Origin of the sequence: Cognatilysobacter lacus (assembly GCF_008274655.1) — a bacterium.
GTDB classification, from domain to species: Bacteria; Pseudomonadota; Gammaproteobacteria; order Xanthomonadales; family Xanthomonadaceae; genus Cognatilysobacter; species Cognatilysobacter lacus.
Genome location: NZ_VTRV01000050.1, coordinates 1 through 18,595 on the forward strand (window position 1 = coordinate 1; position 18,595 = coordinate 18,595).

At 68.1% G+C, this 18,595-nt stretch carries 17 protein-coding genes; 8 read left to right on the plus strand and 9 right to left on the minus strand.

From position 1 onward, the window contains the following. Window positions 1-145 (plus strand): helicase HerA-like domain-containing protein (locus FW784_RS06365; RefSeq protein WP_149352520.1); only part of this gene is annotated, 145 nt, incomplete at its 5' end. Window positions 146-225: 80 nt separating this feature from the next. Next, window positions 226-729, plus strand: coding sequence for a transcription elongation factor GreB (gene greB / locus FW784_RS06370; RefSeq protein ID WP_149352521.1), 504 nt, complete (start codon window positions 226-228; stop codon window positions 727-729). A gap of 12 nt (window positions 730-741) precedes the next feature. Here greB and rimO read toward each other — a convergent pair whose 3' ends face one another. Then, window positions 742-2,130 (minus strand): 30S ribosomal protein S12 methylthiotransferase RimO, encoded by a 1,389-nt coding sequence (gene rimO, locus FW784_RS06375; RefSeq protein WP_149352522.1) that lies wholly within the window; start codon window positions 2,128-2,130, stop codon window positions 742-744. 130 nt (window positions 2,131-2,260) lie between these two features. Here rimO and FW784_RS06380 point away from each other — a divergent pair, with 130 nt between their 5' ends. Both FW784_RS06380 and FW784_RS06385 read left to right on the plus strand, forming a co-directional pair. Continuing rightward, window positions 2,261-2,929 carry a dienelactone hydrolase family protein gene (locus tag FW784_RS06380; protein ID WP_149352523.1) on the plus strand — a complete coding sequence of 223 codons (669 nt, stop codon included), beginning with the start codon at window positions 2,261-2,263 and terminating at the stop codon, window positions 2,927-2,929. After that, complete coding sequence (locus tag FW784_RS06385) at window positions 2,926-3,336, plus strand: HIT domain-containing protein (protein WP_149352524.1); 411 nt, start codon at window positions 2,926-2,928, stop codon at window positions 3,334-3,336. The genes FW784_RS06380 and FW784_RS06385 overlap by 4 nt, the downstream gene beginning before the upstream one ends. Window positions 3,337-3,344: 8 nt before the next feature. On the opposite strand, the gene dcd is transcribed toward FW784_RS06385, so the two are convergent. Together dcd and apbC are read right to left on the minus strand one after the other, a co-directional pair. After that, on the minus strand, window positions 3,345-3,914 hold the full coding sequence (gene dcd / locus FW784_RS06390; RefSeq protein WP_149352525.1) for a dCTP deaminase: 570 nt from the start codon (window positions 3,912-3,914) through the stop codon (window positions 3,345-3,347). A 55-nt stretch (window positions 3,915-3,969) separates the two neighbouring features. After that, a complete protein-coding gene (gene apbC, locus FW784_RS06395; protein WP_149352526.1) occupies window positions 3,970-5,040 on the minus strand; it encodes an iron-sulfur cluster carrier protein ApbC in 1,071 nt (356 codons plus the stop codon). A gap of 140 nt (window positions 5,041-5,180) precedes the next feature. Here apbC and FW784_RS06400 point away from each other — a divergent pair, with 140 nt between their 5' ends. The 4 genes from FW784_RS06400 (at window position 5,181) to rnfB (ending at window position 11,605) form a co-directional block, all read left to right on the plus strand. Next, window positions 5,181-8,120: a TonB-dependent receptor domain-containing protein gene (locus tag FW784_RS06400; RefSeq protein ID WP_149352527.1), complete on the plus strand. Its 2,940-nt coding sequence runs from the start codon at window positions 5,181-5,183 to the stop codon at window positions 8,118-8,120. Window positions 8,121-8,551: 431 nt separating this feature from the next. Beyond that, on the plus strand, window positions 8,552-8,980 hold the full coding sequence (locus FW784_RS06405) for a DUF2147 domain-containing protein (protein ID WP_149352528.1): 429 nt from the start codon (window positions 8,552-8,554) through the stop codon (window positions 8,978-8,980). A 116-nt stretch (window positions 8,981-9,096) separates the two neighbouring features. After that, the gene (gene metG / locus FW784_RS06410) at window positions 9,097-11,172 is read left to right on the plus strand and encodes a methionine--tRNA ligase (RefSeq protein WP_149352529.1); all 2,076 of its coding nucleotides are present in this window, start codon (window positions 9,097-9,099) and stop codon (window positions 11,170-11,172) included. A 25-nt stretch (window positions 11,173-11,197) separates the two neighbouring features. After that, the gene (rnfB, locus tag FW784_RS06415; RefSeq protein ID WP_149352530.1) at window positions 11,198-11,605 is read left to right on the plus strand and encodes an Rnf electron transport complex subunit RnfB; all 408 of its coding nucleotides are present in this window, start codon (window positions 11,198-11,200) and stop codon (window positions 11,603-11,605) included. 56 nt (window positions 11,606-11,661) lie between these two features. Here the strand turns inward: rnfB and FW784_RS06420 are convergent, their stop codons facing one another. From FW784_RS06420 to FW784_RS06445, 6 genes are all read right to left on the minus strand, one after another. Further along, the gene (locus tag FW784_RS06420; protein WP_149352531.1) at window positions 11,662-12,603 is read right to left on the minus strand and encodes a TraB/GumN family protein; all 942 of its coding nucleotides are present in this window, start codon (window positions 12,601-12,603) and stop codon (window positions 11,662-11,664) included. Next, complete coding sequence (locus FW784_RS06425) at window positions 12,603-13,529, minus strand: DUF1684 domain-containing protein (protein WP_235893599.1); 927 nt, start codon at window positions 13,527-13,529, stop codon at window positions 12,603-12,605. The genes FW784_RS06420 and FW784_RS06425 overlap by 1 nt, the downstream gene beginning before the upstream one ends. Beyond that, on the minus strand, window positions 13,508-15,322 hold the full coding sequence (gene mutL / locus FW784_RS06430) for a DNA mismatch repair endonuclease MutL (protein ID WP_425481599.1): 1,815 nt from the start codon (window positions 15,320-15,322) through the stop codon (window positions 13,508-13,510). Before mutL ends, FW784_RS06425 begins: the two co-directional genes overlap by 22 nt. A 67-nt stretch (window positions 15,323-15,389) precedes the next feature. Beyond that, window positions 15,390-16,874 (minus strand): N-acetylmuramoyl-L-alanine amidase, encoded by a 1,485-nt coding sequence (locus FW784_RS06435; protein ID WP_149352532.1) that lies wholly within the window; start codon window positions 16,872-16,874, stop codon window positions 15,390-15,392. Between the two features lie 80 nt (window positions 16,875-16,954). Beyond that, complete coding sequence (gene tsaE / locus FW784_RS06440) at window positions 16,955-17,428, minus strand: tRNA (adenosine(37)-N6)-threonylcarbamoyltransferase complex ATPase subunit type 1 TsaE (RefSeq protein WP_149352533.1); 474 nt, start codon at window positions 17,426-17,428, stop codon at window positions 16,955-16,957. Next, the coding region (locus FW784_RS06445; RefSeq protein WP_149352534.1) for an NAD(P)H-hydrate dehydratase at window positions 17,428-18,595 on the minus strand (1,168 nt) is incomplete at its 5' end. The genes tsaE and FW784_RS06445, both read right to left, overlap by 1 nt.

Below are 18,595 nucleotides of genomic sequence, written 5' to 3' on the forward strand. Positions count from 1 at the left end.
CGCCGCACCCGCCGCGCGTGTTTCGAACCGGCAGGGAATCGTGGAGACGATGGCGAAACAGGCGGCGCGAACCGTCGGCAGCCAGCTGGGCCGGCAGATCGTGCGGGGCCTGCTGGGCAGCCTGCTCGGCGGTCGCGGCCGGTGATTGCGGAGGACCGGGGTCTTGCAGCACTACGCGCCGCGCGCGCGGTGCGGCGGCCGGCCTCGGTCGATAGTTGATAGACGATGGGACGCTGGCGCCCCCCCGCCGAACACAGCACCGCATTGATCACGCGCGCGGGCTTCGAGCGGATGAAGGCCGAACTCGACGACCTGTGGCGTGCGAAGCGGCCCGAGATCGTGCGCGCCCTTTCAGCTGCGGCGGCGGAGGGCGATCGCTCCGAGAATGCCGAATACATCTACCGCAAGAAACAGCTGGGTGAGCTGGACCGACGCGTGCGTTACCTGAGCAAGCGTGTGCCCTCCCTGCGCGTGGTCGAAACCGCGCCGGCCGACCGCGATGCGATCTACTTCGGTGCGACCGTCGAGCTGGAAGATACGGCCGCGGGCGAGCTGGTCCGCTATCGAATCGTCGGCCCGGACGAGGCGGAGCCCGGCCGCGGCGACATCAGCATCGACTCGCCATTGGCGCGCGCATTGCTCAAAAAGCGCGTCGACGACGAGGTCGAGGTGCAGATGCCTTCAGGACCGCTTCGCGTCGCGGTGGTCGCCATCGACTACGCGGGCTAGTGGTGCCCGGCCTTACGCGCGCACCGGCAGCGGCAGCGCCTGCGTCTGCGCCGGTTCGAGCGCCTCGCCGTAAAGGTCGTGCTCGTCGCTGCCCATGATCTCGACATCGACGAACTGACCCGGCTGCAGCTGCATCTCGAGGCCGTTCTGGATCTGCACCACGCCGTCGATCTCCGGCGCATCCGCCTTCGAGCGCGCGATCGCAAGGTCGCCATCCACCATGTCGACGAGGCAGCGCTGCACGGTTCCGACCTTGGCCTCGAGCCGTGCCGCGGAAATCTCCGCCTGGCGCTCCATGAAACGCGCGAGGCGTTCCAGCTTGAGTTCTTCCGGCACGGGATCGGGCAGCGCGTTCGCGGCTGCACCTTCGACGGGCGAATACGCGAATGCGCCGACGCGATCGAGCTGCGCTTCGTCAAGAAAATCGAGCAGCTCCTCGAACTCGGCTTCGGTCTCGCCGGGGAAGCCGACGATGAACGTGCTGCGGATCGTCAGGTCGGGCGCCATTCGCCGCCAGTTCTGCACGCGCTCGAGCGTCTTCTCGACCGCGCCCGGCCGCTTCATCAGGCGCAACACGCGCGGGCTTGCGTGCTGGAACGGAATGTCGAGGTACGGCAGCACCTTGCCGTCCGCCATCAGCGGGATGACGTCGTCGACGTGCGGGTACGGGTAGACGTAATGCATGCGCGACCAGACGCCCAGCTGCGACAGCCCCTCGCACAGCGATTTCATCCGCGTCTGGTAGGTACGGCCGCGCCACTCGCGCTCGGCGTAACGCATGTCGACGCCGTAGGCGCTGGTGTCCTGCGACACGACGAGCAGCTCACGCACGCCGCCGATGACAAGGCGCTCGGCCTCGCGCAGTACGTCGTCCACTGGACGCGAGACCAGGTCGCCGCGCATCGACGGGATGATGCAGAAGCTGCAGCGGTGGTTGCAGCCCTCGGAAATCTTCAGGTACGCGTAGTGCTTCGGCGTCAGCTTGATGCCGATGTCGTCGTGCGCGGCAGGCATCAGATCGACGAAGGGATTGCGCACCTGCGGAAGCGCGGCATGCACAGCCGACATCACGCTCGCGTAGTCGGCGGGGCCGCTGATGGCCAGCACGTCCGGATGCGCTTCGCGGATCACGTCGGCGCGCTTGCCCAGGCAGCCCGTGACGATGACCTTCCCGTTCTCCGCCAGCGCCTCCCCGATCGCATCCAGCGATTCGGTCACGGCGGAATCGATGAAGCCGCAGGTGTTGACCACCACGACGTCGGCATCGTCGTACGTCTGCACGAGGTCGTAGCCCTCGACGCGCAGCTGCGTGAGGATGCGTTCGGAGTCGACGAGGGCCTTCGGGCAGCCGAGGCTGACGAAGCCCACCCTGGGGTTCCGGAGAGGATTCTGGACGGACATGGCGGGATCTCGAGGGGCGGTCGTCACCGACGGCCCGGCAGGCCGCGACGGCGGTCGCGGCGGGTGTCCAGTATAACGACGTGCGGCGGGCGCCCCCGAGCGGCCGTGGCATGCATTCACCGGAGGCGACATGGGCAGCTGGATCGATCTCGACACCCCGCACGGCCGCGTGCGCGCCTGGCATTCGACCCCGAGCGGCGAGCGGGCCGGCGCGCTCGTGGTCATCCAGGAAATCTTCGGCGTGAACACGCACATCCGCGACGTGGCCGACCGTTTCGCGAAGGAGGGCTTCGAAGTGGTGGCGCCCTCGCTGTTCGATCCGGTCGAGCCCAACGTCCAGCTCGACTACGACGCGGCCGGCATGGCGCATGGACGGGAACTCGTCGGAGCCCTCGGCATCGAGCGCGCGGTGGACATCGTGGAGGCCGCTGCGGGCCAGCTGCGTACCGGCACCGGCACCTCGAAGGTCGGCGTCGTCGGCTTCTGCTGGGGCGGAAGCGTCGCCCTGCTCGCCAACACGCGCCTTGGCCTGCCCGCGTCGAGCTACTACGGCGCGCGAAGCGTGGGGTTCCTGGGCGAACCGCTGCGCGCACCGATGCAGTTCCACTTCGGCGCGCGTGACTCGAGCATTCCGGCCGCCGACATCCAGAAGCATCGCGACGCATACCCGGACGCGGAAACCTACGTTTACGACGCCGGCCATGGCTTCAACTGCGACCGTCGCGCCGACTACGACGCAGCCGCCGCGGCCCTTGCGTGGACGCGCACCACCCGGTTCTTCCGCGACGCGCTCGCGTGAGCCGTTGGGCCCTGGATTCGCGACTCGATGCCGACACGCACCTGGTCGGCGCGCTGTCCCTGTGTGACGTGCGCCTGATGGACGACAACCGTTTTCCGTGGCTGATCCTGGTGCCGCGAATCGTCGGTGCGACGGAGTGGATCGACCTCGACCGCCAGACGCAACATCGACTCGCAGACGAGATCACCCTCGCCAGCCAGGCGCTGCGCACCCTTTGTTCGCCGTCAAAGCTCAATGTCGCCACGCTGGGCAATATCGTGGCCCAACTGCACGTGCACGTGATCGCGCGCTTCCACGAAGACGCGGCATGGCCGCGGCCGGTCTGGGGGGTCGGGTCCGCGCTGCCCTACCCGGCTGACGAATCCTCAACCCTGCTCGCCCGCCTCCGGGCCGCCCTCGCGCTGTAGAGCGGCGATCAGGTCTTCGGCAGCGTGACGCCCGTCTGTCCCTGGTACTTGCCACCGCGATCGCGGTAGGACGTTTCGCAGACTTCGTCGGACTGGAAGAACAGCATCTGCGCGACGCCTTCGTTCGCGTAGATCCGCGCGGGAAGCGGTGTCGTGTTGCTGAATTCGAGCGTCACGTGGCCCTCCCACTCGGGCTCCAGCGGCGTGACGTTGACGATGATCCCGCAGCGCGCATACGTGCTCTTGCCGAGGCAGACGACGAGCGTGTCGCGCGGGATCCGGAAGTACTCGACGGTGCGCGCGAGCGCGAACGAATTGGGCGGAATGATGCAGACGTCGGACTCGATGTCGACGAAGCTGCCGCTGTCGAAGTGCTTGGGATCGACGATGGTCGAATTGATGTTGGTGAAGATCTTGAACTCGCGCGAGCAGCGCACGTCGTAGCCGTAGCTGGACGTGCCGAAGCTGACGATGCGCTCGCCGGACGCCGACACTTTCACCTGGCCGGGCTCGAACGGCTCGATCATGCCGTGCCCTTCCGCCATGCGGCGGATCCAGCGGTCGCTCTTGATGCTCATCGGGCCGTCCGTGCGTTAAACGCGCATTCTAGCCGGCGGCGTGCCGGGGCCGCGCTCAATCGTTCGCCAGCTGGATCGACAGCGGGCGCGCCACCACCGGGCGCTTGGCCAGTTCCAGCGCGACGCGCCGCGCCATCGCCACGAACGCCTGCGCGGACGGCGACTCGGGCTCGGACACCACGATCGGCGCTCCCGCGTCCCCGCGCTCACGGATCGCACGCTCGAGCGGCAGGCTGCCCAGCAACGGATAGCCGTATTGCGCCGCGAGCCGCGCGCCGCCGCCTTCTCCGAAAATGTGCTCGGCCTGCCCGCAGTTGGAGCAGACGTGCAGCGCCATGTTCTCGACGAGGCCGAGGATCGGCACCTCGACCTTTTCGAACATGCGCAACGCCTTGCGTGCATCGAGTGTCGCGACGTCCTGCGGCGTCGTGACCACCACCGCGCCGGCGACCGGAATCTTCTGCGCGAGCGTGAGCTGGATGTCGCCAGTGCCCGGCGGCAGATCGACGATCAGATAGTCGAGATCGTCCCAGCGCGAATCATTGAGGAGCTGCGTGAGCGCGGACGTCGCCATCGGGCCGCGCCAGATCATCGGCGTCTCCTGCTCGACCAGGAGTCCGATCGACATCGCCTGGATGCCGTGCGCGCGCAGCGGCTCGATCGACTTGCCGTCGGGGCTGTCCGGACGACCGGTGATGCCGAGCATCGTCGGCACACTGGGCCCGTAGATATCGGCGTCGAGGATGCCGACGCGCGCGCCCTCCCTGGCGAGCGCGACGGCCAGGTTGACCGCGACCGTCGACTTGCCGACGCCGCCTTTCCCGGACCCGACCGCGATGATGTTGCGGACGGAAGCGAGCGGGGCCGTGCTGCCCTGCGGCGCATGTGCGTCGATGCGTTGGCGGATCGCGACGCCTGCAACGACGGCGCCTTCCTGAGCGCACGCCGCCCGGATCGTCGAGGCGATTTCGTGCTGCAGAGCAACAACCGGGACGCCGGCGATCACTTCGATGGACACACTGCCGCCGGACGACGCGTCGACACGCACCTTTGAAAACGCGCCCAGCCGCGAATTAACACTTTCAATTTCAATAGCTTGCAGCTGGTTAGGCAATTGCGAGGTCATCGGGTGTCCACAAGTTAGGCAAACATGAATGGCGGGGGCCGCCCTCGTTTGTTAATTGCATGTTACGGTCGGCTCGTTAGGAAACACACGAGCTGCCAGGGGTGGCGGCGACGTCCATTATTCTGTTCCGGGGAAACCAAATGCCAGTTATGCACCTGCGACTGCGGCGTAGCCGCATCGCGTCGGCTGTTCTTGCGTCTCTTGTTCTGTCCGCCGCTACCTCTGCCTTCGCGCAGCAGGCGGCCACCACGGCGCCGGCCACCACGACCGATGCCGCCACGGACGCCAAGAAGTCCGAACTCGATCGGGTGACCGTCGTCGGTTCCCGCATCAAGCGCGCGACAACCGAGGGGCCTGCCCCGATCGTCGTCATCACGCGCGCGGACATCGATCGCGAAGGTTTCCAGACCGTCGGCGACATGCTGCAGACGCTGACTCAGAACACGACGGCGTCCTTCACGGGCGATCTGGCCGTGACCGGATTCACGCCGAATGCGCAGGTAGTGAACCTGCGTAACCTGGGCCCGGGCTACACGCTCACGCTCATCAACGGTCGGCGTCCGGCGCAGTACCCGCAGCCGTACAACCGCGACAACAACGTCGTGAACGTCAAGGCGATCCCGTCCTCGATCATCGAGCGCGTCGAAGTACTGACCGGCGGCGCCTCGGCGATCTACGGTTCCGACGCGGTAGCGGGCGTGGTCAATATCGTCACGCGCAAGAACTTCGACGGCAACTTCATCCGCGCGACTGTCGGCACCACGACGAATGGCGGCGGCGACAACGCCAACCTCGAGTACACGGGCGGCCGCACCGGCGACCGTTGGAGCGCGGTCTATGCATTCCAGTACGGCGTTTCGGAGCCGGTATTCGCCCGCCAGCGTGACTTCCTTTCCGATACCCGCAACGGCCCGCTCGGCGCCGCGCTGACCAACCCGGCGTTGTCGCTCATCGCGATCCGGCAGTCCGGCACGAGCTCGCAGATCGGCCGCAACGCCTTCTACCCGGGCCAGGACGTCTGCGACCGCTTCGGGTACACCACCCGCACGACGGCGTCGCGCGGCACGTATTGCGGCTCGTTCACGCAGCCTGGCTCGCGCTCGATCCAGAACAAGAGCGACTTCTGGTCGACTTACGGCTACGGCACGTACGACCTGACCGACAAGGTCCAGCTGTTCGGCAGCGCGACGTACTACGCCAGCCGCTCGGCCGGCACCAGCGGCACCGAGTTCTGGGGCACCTCGGGTGACCAGTTCAACCGCACCTCGTCCGGCGGCGCCACCAGCGTCTACTTCGACCCGCAGTTCGGCTCGCTGATCCAGCTGCAGCGCGTGTTCAATCCGTTCGAACTGGGCGGCCTCGAAGCGTCGACGACGAAGTACGACGAGAAGACCTACGACGTGATGGTCGGCGCGACCGGCAATGTTGCCGACCGCTTCGACTGGGAGGCGTCCGCGGCCACCTCGCGCTACGACTACCAGGCTGACCGTCCGCGCCTGCTTTCGCAGGCCGTGCATGATTACTTCCTGGGCCCGCAGCTCGGCTTCTCCAACTCGACCGGCACGGGCGCGGGCATCTACCCGATCTACCGCCTGAACCAGGGCCGTTGGACGACTCCGCTCACACCCGAGCTGTATCAGTCGCTGTCGACGCGAGTGATCAACAAGGGGCGCACGGGCTCTTCGACCTTCAACTTCAACGTCAGCGGCGATCTGTTCGACCTGCCGGCGGGTGCTGTCGGCTTCGCCGGCGTGCTCGAAGCGGCGCGTCAGACGTTCGACCTCGAGAGCGACCCGCGTACCAACCAGCTCCGCCCGCGCGATGCTGGCACGATCTACAACCTCACGAGCTCGGGCGAATCGCACGGCAAGCGCGATCGTTACGCGGTCGGCGGCGAACTCCGCGTTCCGATCCTCAATAGCCTGACCGCGCAGCTGGCCGGCCGCTACGACAAGTACGACGACATCACCGCGGTCGGTGGCGCCTTCACGTACAACCTGGGACTCGAGTTCCGTCCGATCGAAAGGCTGCTGCTTCGCTCTTCGTATGCCACGAGCTTCCGCGCGCCGGACATGCAGCTCGTGTTCGCGCAGGGCGCCGCGTCGTTCTCGACGATCCTCGACGAATACGCCTGTCGCTCAGGCACCGGTCTCGGCCAGGCGACGCCTGCCACACCGCGCACGCGCGGCCAGTGCTCGGGCACCGTCGGCGATCCGACCGTCTATTCGTCGCAGACGGTTATCGCCGGCAATCCTCTCCTGAAGGAAGAGGAAGGCAAATCGTTCACCGCGGGCTTCGTGTTCGACGTGATGCAGGGCATGGACGTGTCGGTTGACTACTGGCGCATCCAGCTGAAGGACGCGGCGACGCAGCTTTCGTCCAGCTACATCCTCGCGAACGAAGCGAACTGCCGCCTGGGCACCAATCCGGACGGTTCGCCGTTCGCGAATGCACCTGGCTCGTCGTTCTGTCAGAACATCACCAGCCTGGTCACGCGCCTTCCGCCCAACCCGGGCACGGCGCTGGACAACCGCATCGACCGCATCAACTCGGCGTACATCAACTCCGCGCTGCAGGATTCAAGCGGCATCGACGCTACGTACCACTACAAGCTGAACACTGCGAACTGGGGCCGTTTCGCCCTCGAACTCGGCTACTCGCTCAGCCTGACCAATCGGTATCGCCAGTTCCCCGGCGACCAGTTGATCGACTATCGCGACGACCCGTCGATCAGCGACCAGCGCAGCCGCGTTCGCGGCTCGCTCGGCTGGACGAAGGGCGACTGGTCCAGCACGGTGTTCGGCACGCGCTACGGCACGAACGGCAACTGGGTGGGCCAGGACTACACCAACGCTGCGGGAGGCTTCTCGCCGCGTCGCCTGCCGCCGTACATGCTCTACAACCTCCAGGTCGCCAAGAAGTTCGGCCCCAACCTGACGGCGTCCCTGACCGTCAACAACGTGCTGGACAACAAGTACCGGAAGGACGCCAGCAATACCGGCTATCCGTACTACGACTACACCATCGGTGCAGACCCGGTCGGCCGTCGCTTGTACTTCAGCCTGGGCTACAAGTTCTAATCGTCGAGCATTTCGACAGAAAGCCCGGCTTCGGCCGGGCTTTTTTTTGCGCGGGCCGCGGCGAACCAGATTCGAACAGGTAATCACTCGGCCCGCACCACGACCCTCTTTGTCGGGCGGGTTTTCCGCCAGCGCGACAAAGAGCGCTTGCAGCGCTTGCTGCCATACGGGCCAGTGGGCCGTAGTGCAAGCGGCGCAGCGTCTCCGAGCGGCTTCAGCCGAGCGTGCGGAACGCCTCAGCGGCCTCGTTGCGGCGCGTGGAGCGCGCCAGCCGGGCAGGCCGGCACGAGTGGTCGGACGGCCAGCCGCGCGCGCCGGCCGTCGGGCTTGCTGAATGAGCGGCAGCCCCCGTCCCACCAGATCGTGCGAATTTGGTTATAAATGGCTACCCGAGCGACGCGCCGGGCATCCATTTTCATGAGGGGACTCCCATGCGCATCAAATTCGTTGCACTGCTGGCGCTCTCGCTGCCGATCGCAGCCATTGCCGCCGACAACTCGCCCATCGGCCGCTGGAAAACGCTCGACGACGAGACCGGCAAGGTCATGACCATCGCCGAGGTCTACACCGCGCAGAACGGCAAGCTGGCCGCCAAGGTGGTCGAAGCGGTCGATCCTGCAGCCGCCATCTGCAGCAAGTGCGACGGCGCGCAGAAGGGCAAGTCGACCGTCGGCATGCCGATCCTGTGGAACCTCAAGCCGATCAGTGGCGGCTGGGGCGACGGCGAAGGCTTCAAGCCTTCGCAGGGCATGAAGTTCAAGGCCAAGAGCATCAAGCTGGTCGACGGCGGCAACAAGCTCGAAGTCACGGGCTGCAAGTTCGTGTTCTGCAAGACCGCGACCTGGGTCCGCGTTCGCTGATCCCAGTCAATCAATAACGCCGACGGCCCGGGAAACCGGGCCGTTTGCGTTTGTGGCGGTCAGCCGCGCAAACGTCGCATGCGATACTGGCCGACCCCCGTTCCACGCCAGCCACCATGCCCCGCGAGATCCTCGTCACCTGCGCCCTGCCCTACGCCAATGGCCCGCTGCATCTAGGCCATCTCGTGGGCTACGTGCAGGGCGACATCTGGACCCGTGCGCACCGTATGCAGGGCAACACCGTGCATTTCGTCTGCGCGGACGACACGCACGGCACGCCTATCATGCTGGCCGCCGAGAAGGCCGGCACCACGCCGGAAGCCTTCATCGCCGACGTGCAGGCGAGCCACGAGCGCGACTTCCGCGACTTCGGCGTGGCGTTCGACCACTACGACTCCACCAACTCGGATGCCAATCGGGAACTGACGCAGTCCATCTATCGCGCGCTGGACGAGGCCGGTTGCATCACGAGCCGCGCCGTTGCGCAGCTGTTCGACCCCGCCAAGGGAATGTTCCTGCCGGACCGCTACGTCAAGGGCACCTGCCCCAATTGCGGCACGCCCGACCAGTACGGCGACAACTGCGAAAACTGCGGCGCCACCTATGCGCCGACCGAGCTCAAGGATCCGCGCTCGGTGCTCAGTGGCGCGCCGCCACAGTTGCGCGAGTCGGAGCATTTCTTCTTCGAGGTCGGCCGGTTCGAGGCGTTCCTGCGCGACTGGTTGAGCGGCGACGTGGCCAATGCAGGCGTGAAGGCCAAGCTCCAGGAATGGCTCGACGCGGAAGGCGGCCTGCGCGCCTGGGACATCTCGCGCGACGCGCCCTACTTCGGCTTCGAGATTCCCGGCCATCCCGGCAAGTTCCTGTACGTCTGGCTCGACGCGCCGATCGGCTATCTCTCCAGTTTCAGGACGCTGGCCGCAAAGCGCGGCATCGACTTCGACGCGTTCCTGCGCAGCGATTCGACTTCCGAGATGCATCACTTCATCGGCAAGGACATCGTCAATTTCCACGGGCTGTTCTGGCCGGCGGTACTGCACGGCGCGGGCCTGCGCGCGCCGACGCGCCTGCACGTCAACGGCTACCTGATGGTGGACGGCGCCAAGATGTCGAAATCGCGCGGGACGTTCGTGATGGCCCGCACCTACCTCGACTGCGGCCTGGATCCGGAGGCGCTGCGGTACTACTTCGCGGCGAAGACGTCCGGTGGCGTCGACGACGTCGACCTCAACCTGTCCGACTTCGTCGCGCGGGTGAATTCCGACATCGTCGGCAAGTTCGTGAACCTTGCCAGCCGCTGCGCGGGGTTCATCGAAAAGCGCTTCGGTGGCCGTCTCGCCGACGCCCTGCCGGACGCTGCGATGTACGAGCGCTTCGTCGCCCAGCTCGGACCCATCAGCGAAGCCTACGCGCGCAACGAGGCCGCGAGCGCGCTGCGCCTGACCATGGCGTTGGCCGATGACGCGAACCGCTTCATCGACGATGCGAAACCGTGGGTGCTCGCCAAGCAGGACGGCGCGGACGCCGAGCTGCAGGCGGCGTGCACGCAGGGCCTCAACCTGTTCCGCGTGCTGGCGATCGCGTTGAAGCCGGTGCTGCCGCGCGTGGCGGTGCAGGCCGAAACGTTCCTGCGCGCGCCAGTGACGTCGTGGGGCGACGCGGCGCAACCGCTGCTCGCCCGCGATGTCGCGCCGTACAGCCCGCTGTTCACCCGAATCGACCCCAAGCAGATCGACGCCATGACCGACGCCAGCAGGGACACCCTTCAGCCCATGCTCGACGCTGCGCCGAAGACGGCGCCGACCGCGCCTTCCGTAAGCCCGCCGGCGCCCGTGACAGCCGCGCCCGCGAACGCAACGTCGACGGTATCGATCGACGACTTCGCGAAGCTGGACCTGCGCATCGGCAAGGTTCTCGAATGTGGCTTCATCGAGGGCTCGGACAAGCTGCTCCGCTTCCTGCTCGACGCCGGCGAGCTGGGCCAGCGGCAGATATTCTCCGGCATCCGTGCCTCGTACGGCGAGCCGGACACGCTCGTCGGCCGCAGCGTCGTCTTCATCGCCAACCTCGCGCCGCGCAAGATGCGCTTCGGCGTGAGCGAAGGCATGATCCTGTCCGCCGGTTTCGACGGCGGTGGCCTGTTCCTGCTCGACGCCGACACCGGCGCCGCGCCCGGCATGCCAGTGCGCTGAGGCTCCGATTCAAGCGAACGGCGAAATGATCGACCTGACCGAACGGCTCGATCGTCTCCTGCCGCAGACCCAATGCGGCCAATGCGGTTTCGACGGGTGCCTGCCCTACGCGGAAGCGATGGCGCGTGGCGAGGCGGCGGTTGACCGCTGCCCGCCGGGTGGCGACGCCGGCGCGCGCGCGCTCGCTCGCGTCCTGGGCGTGCCGCCGCTCCCTTATGACCGCGCACGCGGCCTGCAGGGGCCGGTGCGCGTTGCACTCGTGATCGAAGACGACTGCATCGGCTGCACCAAGTGCATCCAGGCCTGCCCGGTCGACGCGATCATCGGCGGCGCCAAGCACATGCACACGGTGCTCGAATCCCTCTGCACCGGATGCGACCTGTGCGTGCCCGCGTGCCCCGTGGATTGCATCGTGATGGTCGAGCCCGGCTAACGGCGCAAGCGCGTACGCGCGGCCACGCGCCGCGGTGCACACCCCGGATACGCGCCTCAGCGGGTTGCTTTAGGCCGGCACACGGTGCAGATGCGTTCGACTCGATAGCCCCGCGCGCGCAATTGATCGACGACCCCGTCCTCGCCAAGCAGATGCAGCGCGCCCACCACGACCAGCACGTCGTGCCCACGGCCTTGCGCGAGAAGTCGCTCCAGCTGCGGCACCCACGCCCGATTCCGCTCGGCGACCATGCGCTGGTACGTAACCGGCGTCAGGTCGCGCATCTCCTCGCGCGTGAGCCGCTCCAGCGCCGGCACATCGGCATTGCGCCACGCGGCATGCAGCTCGTCGAGTTTGGCCGGCGCCTGGTCGCCTTCCTCGACGAACTCGCGCAGCGATGCGACCTGTTCGGCGATCGGCGTGCCGTCGAGCGTCGCCAGTTGCTGGTCCACGGTCTCCAGGCCCGACGCCGGCTTGCCTGCCTGCTGCGCGCGCGCCATGAGCACGCGGTCGAGCCCATCGTCGGGCGCGTAGCCGCTGCGCTGGCCCAGCATCGTCACCAGCATGGTGTCCACGAACCAGGGCTCGAACGACGCCATGCGGTCCGACGGCAGGCCGAGGGACGCGAGGCGCCTGTCGAGCGCGGGCTTCAGGTTCGCGGGCATGACGCGCGCGATGCTCGACGCCGGATCCGACGCAGCGAGCGCGAGCATTCGCGGCGTCACGCCGGGATCGTTCAAGTCCTCCGGCGCCACTTCGAAGACGAGTGCTTCGGCGTCGTCGAACGCGCGGTCGATGTCCGGCGACAGCGGATAGTCGGACTTCGCCAGCAGGTGGAACGATCCGAGCAGGTAGATGTGGCTGTCGGCGTCTGAAACCTTCCAGAGAAGCGGCACCGGCGGCGCCTGCTGCGGCGCTCGAGGCGTGGAGCCGACGACCGGCAACGCGAGCAGCGCGCCGGCAAGGATGAGGATGATCCGGTGCATGCGCGCGGGCATCAGTGGTACGCCTTCTCGCCGGCGGCGATCGCGAGATCGAGGCGATTGCCGGCAGGCGGCAGTGGGCACGTCGCGAACGGGGTGAACGCGCAGGGCGGGTTGTAGGACTGGTTGAAGTCGATGCGCACGTGGCCCGCTACCGGTGGCGCCGTGTCGATGAAACGCCCCGCCCCGTAGCTGCCGCGCCCGCTCGTCCTGTCGGCGAAGACCAGGAACAGGCCACCGTCGTCGCCTTCGAGTGCTTCCAGGCGGTATGCATTGCCGTTTCGTTTAAATTCGACCCGGCCGGGGTTCGGCGTGGCTTCCACGATGCCAACGATGTTGGCGATGTCGAGCGTGCGCCCCGGCGGATTCGCGACGAAGCGAGCGTCGACGACCCATCCGGGGCCGCCCGGCCAGTACTGCAGGCCGTGGAAGGCGGTGCGCGCAGGTGCATCGGCGTGCTTGACGCGCAGCGCGTAGCGATCGCCGCGATGGATCACGCTGGCGAGCCCCTTTCCGCCGTCGAACGCGATCGTACTGGCACCGGCCGGATCGTCATCGGGACGCAGGACGACCGGGCGCGCCGGCTTGCCGTCGATGGTCAGCGCGGTGCCGGGGGCGGGCACGAAGCGCACGTGCTTGTCCTTGAGCTCGAGCATTCCCAACTGCGCGGGGCCGACGGCAAGCCGGATGCCGTTGCCGGGCGCGCTACCGACGTAATGGGCGCCCGGATCGATCCAGTGCAGGCCGACGAGCGACGTCCAGCCATCGGGCGCCGTGAGCTTGGCGGCGCGCTGCGTGCGCCACGCCTGCTCGTCCGCGAGGTAGGCCGCGGGCAGCACCACCGGCTTCGCGGGTGCGGGCGCATGGCGGTTGCATGCCGCAATCAAACCGACGAAAGCGGGCACCACCAAGTGGCGGATCAACGACCGCGCAGGAACCATCGATCCATCTCCGCAAGGCTGAAGCGCGCCCACGTGGGGCGACCGTGATTGCATTGCCCCGATCGTTCGGTGGCTTCCATTTCGCGCAGCAGTGCGTTCATCTCGGGAATCGAAAGCCGTCGATTGGCGCGCACGGCGTGGTGGCAGGCCATCGTCGAGAGCAGTTCATCGCGCGCGTCGGCGATGCGGCGGGTCTCGCCGTGCTCGCGCAGGTCCGCCAGCACGTCGCGCAACAGGCGCTCCGAATCGCCGTGCGACAGCAGCGCCGGCACCGCGCGCAACATGAGCGACTGCGGTCCCACGCGGCTCACGTCGAACCCGAGCGCGGCAAGCGTCGAGCACTCGCGTTCGGCGACGTCGGCCTCGCGCTCGGCGACGGCGATCGGCTGCGGCACCAGAAGCGGTTGCGTGCGCAGGCCTTCGCCGTCGTGCGCGGTCTTCAGTTTTTCGTACCCAATGCGCTCGTGCGCCGCGTGCATGTCCACGACGATCAGGCCGTCCGCACATTCGGCGAGGATGTAGATGCCCTGCAGCTGGGCGAGCGCATACCCGAGCGGCGGCATCGTGGGCTCGTCGTTCGCCGCGAACGGATCTTCCGAGGCCGACGCCGGACTCACGACGCGCTCCGGCGTTGAATACAGTGCCTCGTAAGCCGCGCGCGTCTCGGCCACCTGCAGCCCGAGCGGCGACTGCCGCATGGGGGCGGCCCAGCCGGTTCCGTTCGTTGCCGCAGCGGCCACCTGGGCGCCGATCGCCGCGATGCTGCTCCCGGCGCGCGTTTCCGCCAGCACGGCCTGCAGCGTGCGGTAAACGAAGTCGTGGATCAGGCGCGCGTCGCGAAACCGCACCTCGTGCTTCGCGGGGTGCACGTTGACATCCACCCGCCGCGGATCGAGCGACAGGAACAGCACGTACGCCGGATGCCGCCCATGGAAAAGCACGTCGGAAAACGCCTGGCGGACCGCGTGCGCGACGCTGCGATCGCGGACGGCGCGACCGTTCACGAACAGGAACTGCTGGTCGGTGCCTGCGCGGTTGTAGCTGGGCTCGGCGATCCACCCCGCGAGCCGCAGGCCGGGTGCGTCCGTGCGGGACGTCTCCTGGTCCACGCGCAGCGCGTGTCGCACGAAATCGGGGCCGAGCGCCTCGTGCAATCGTTCGCCCGAGAGCAGGTCGCGCTCGCCTTTCCAGCGGCGCGACGGCTTGCCGTTATGCGTGACGCGCAACTCGACGTCCGGCCTCGCAAGCGCGAGCTGCCGCAGCCAATCCTCGATATGCGAGAGCTCGGTGCGCTCTGCGCGCAGGAATTTGCGGCGCGCGGGCACGTTGTAGAACAGGTCCCGCACCTCGACCGTGGTGCCCTGCGGATGCGCGCGTGGCGACGGCCCACTTACGCGACCGCCTTCGACCTCGATCGCGGTGGCGTGCGCGGCGTCGCGAGTGCGCGAGACCAGTGCGAAGCGGCTGACCGATGCGATCGACGGGAGCGCCTCACCGCGGAACCCGAGCGTCGCCACCGCCTCCAGGTCATCGAGCGACGCGATCTTGCTGGTCGCATGGCGCTGCACCGCGAGAGGCAGGTCGACCGCGTCCATGCCCAGGCCGTCGTCGCGGATGCGAATGAGCCGGATGCCGCCGTCCTCGAGGTCGATGTCCACGCGGCCGGCGCCGGCATCGAGCGCGTTCTCGACGAGTTCCTTGACCACGGACGCGGGCCGCTCGACGACTTCGCCGGCGGCAATCTGGTTGATGAGGACGTCGGGAAGCTGTCTGATCGGCACGGCGGGCGTCATCGCGCGCATGCGCGGTCATGGCCGTCGATCATAGTCGCGCGGATCGGTTGCCGCGCGGGTCCGCGTCTCAGCGGCTGCCGCCCGTCCGGCCGCTGCCACCGGTGATCTCGTCGCTGCGCGAAGCGAGCATCGTACCGGGAGGCGGGGTGCGCACGAAGTAGCTGTTGATGCCGCCGAACACGGCGCGCGCGATCGCGGCCTGCTGCACCGGGTCGGTGAGCCGTTGCTCTTCGTCCGGATTGGAGATGAAGGCCGTTTCGACGAGCATCGCGGGCGTGTCGGAGGTGCGCAGCACGGCGAAGTTGGCGCGCTCGACGGTGGACTTGTGGTTCGGCCCCAGCTGCGCGAGGCCGCTCAGCACCTGGCCGGCGACGTCTTCGGACGCCTTGAGGTTGCCGCTCTGCGTGAGATCGAGCAGCACCGAGGCAAGCGTATTGCCCGGTTCGACGCGCACGCCGCCGATCAGGTCGGCCGCGTTCTCGGTGTCGGCCAGCCAACGCGCGCGCTGGGACGACGCGCCCTTCAAGGACAGCACGAATACCGAGGAGCCGCGGGCCGCGGGATTTTCGGCGGCGTCGGCATGGATGGAGACGAACATGTCGGCGCCGGCGCGCTTGGCGAGCCTCGCCCGTTCGTTCAGCGGAATGAAGAAATCCGCATCGCGCGTCAGGTACGCGCGGTAGCCGGCTGCTGCGTTCACCTGACGGGCCAGCTCGCGCGCGATGGCGAGCGTAACGTCCTTTTCGCGGCGCCCGTTCGGGCCATGCGCCCCGGGGTCCTGGCCGCCATGGCCGGCGTCGATCGCGATCACGAGCGGGCGCAAGGGCCGACCGCTGGCGTCGCGCTGGGACCTGGTCGAGGTCTGTGCGGTGGACGGCGCGGCACTGATGGTCGCTGGCGGATAGGCGGGGGACCGCGCCGCGACGGACTTCGGCGGCAGCGCGGGCGGCGATGCGATCGGAGGCACAGCCGAAATCGACGTGGGCGTCGAGGAAACCGCCGAGACGATCGCGTCCATCGACTCGGGCGCGACTTGCGGACGACTGGCGGCCGCGGCGGTCAGGCCATCCACGGCCGGCTGCGTGACGCGAGCGGCGGAAGCACCGCCGCTGGCGGTCGCCAGGTTGGCGGAGGCGACAGCTTCATCATCGCCCGGCCACTCCAGAACCAGACGCGCGCCGTTACCCGCGGGCTCGAGCCGCGGCTGCAAAGCCGCCACCGGCTGCGCGAGTTCGAAGACGATGCGCGCGATGCCCGGCTCCGGTTGGCCATACCGGATTGCGCGAACCACGCCGGCCGGCGCGGGCAGCGATGCGCCGCGACGGACCGACGACTCCGGCAGATCCACCACCAGGCGCTCGGGCGACGAAAGCCGGATAACGCGGTAGCCGGTCGGGGTCGCATCGAGGACGACCTGCGCCCGCGTGCCCGTCGCGCCGCGATCGAGCTCGACGCCACGAATCTCCGCGGCCTGCGCGAGGTTCCAAACGAGCGCGGCAAGAAGCGCCGCCCCGAGAATCGCTTTCTGCACGGTGTCCGCCTTCACACGCATGGCCGTAGTCAACCACCGGTGGGAGTGCAATGCAAGCGACTTTTCCCTTGTGAATCCGTGACCTGCGGCCTGTTTCTCAGTCAACCCTCAGGACTTGCGGATGTGAAGGCGCCCCGCAGCCGGGCGATCCAGGCGTTCGCCTCCGGTGAAGACGCCGACAACAGCGCGGTACGGCCCTCTCCAGCCACTTCGAGATCCACCCGCAAATCGGCCGGCGGCAGCGCGCCGGCGCCGCGTTCCGGCCATTCCACCAGCCACAGGACCACGCCTTCGACGTCAACGCCGAGGTAGTCGAGCTCACCGGGGTCGCCGATCCGGTAGAGGTCGAAGTGCACGGCATCGCCGCCCGGCACCGGGTAGCGCTCAACCAGGGTGTAGGTCGGGCTGCGAATCGCGCCGGCAACGCCGAGCGACCTCAGCATCGCCCGCGCGAGCGAGGATTTGCCGGCCCCGAGGTCACCGACGAGATGCACGACCGCGTGCGCCGGACGTGTCCGTGCAAGCGCGTCGCCGAGCGCATCGGTGGCAGCCGCGTCCTCCAGCTCCAGCTTCATCAGGGGTTGGCCAAGCGACGCAGGTGCGGCATCAGGTCGGTCGGCAGCAGCCCCCGCTGGCCGTCAGCGGCGGCGAGGTCGGCGGCGGCCGAGTGGAGCAACGCTCCGCAGCACGCGGCGTCGAACGACTGCAGGCCCTGAGCCTTCAGTGCCGCGATGACGCCGGTCAGCGCGTCGCCCATACCGCCCGTGGCCATCCCCGGGTTGCCGGCATCGACTATCAGCGGCGTACGCGCGGGTGCCGCGACGACCGTGCCCGCTCCCTTCAGCACGACCACCGCCCCGAAGTGCTGCGCGAGCCGCGACGCGGCACCCAGGCGGTCGCGCTGGACCTCCGCGGCCGAGCAGCCCAGAAGGCGAGCGGCCTCGCCGGGATGCGGCGTCAGGATGGCGTCGGGCGAAAGCGCGAAACCATGCCGCGCTATCAGGTTCAACGCGTCGGCGTCGAACACGCACGGCTTTCGCTCTTCCACGAGCCTGTGCAGATGCGAGAAGCCCCAGTTGCCCTGCCCCAGGCCCGGGCCGATGGCGATCACGTCGGGCCAGTCGACATCGATTTCATTGGCTTCGGGCGCCGGCATCGCTTCGGGAATCCGTGCGAGCAACGCGGGCAGATTCGCGTCGCGCGTGTGGACGCGGACCAGACCCGCCCCCGCCCGCAGTGCCGCCTCGGCGCACAGCAGGACCGCGCCGCCGCTGCCGTGGTCGCCGCCAATGCACGCGACGCGACCGTTGGTACCCTTGTGGCTGTTGCGTGCGCGCCGCGGTAGCCAGCGCGGAATCGCCCCCGCATCGGCGAGCAAAGCGAAGGGCGCAGGAACCTCGACCAAGGCGGGCAAGCCGAGAGCTGCACAGGTGATGCGTCCCGCGCATTGCAGGGCCGCGCCGGTGCGCAGCACGGCCTTCGGCAACAGGAACTCGATCGTGGCGTCCGCCTGCACCGCGCGATCGCCGACGCCGCGCGCGTCGACGCCGCTGGGCATGTCGAGCGAAAGGACCGGCGCGCCGTGTGAATTCATCGCGTCGATCAGGCACGCAGCGTCGTCGCGCGGCTCGCCGACGAAGCCGATTCCAAACAACGCGTCGACAATCAGGTCGGCATCGGCAAACGCCTGGCCCGCGGGCGCGATGAACCCACCACTGTCCGCGTATCGGCCGCGCGCGGCC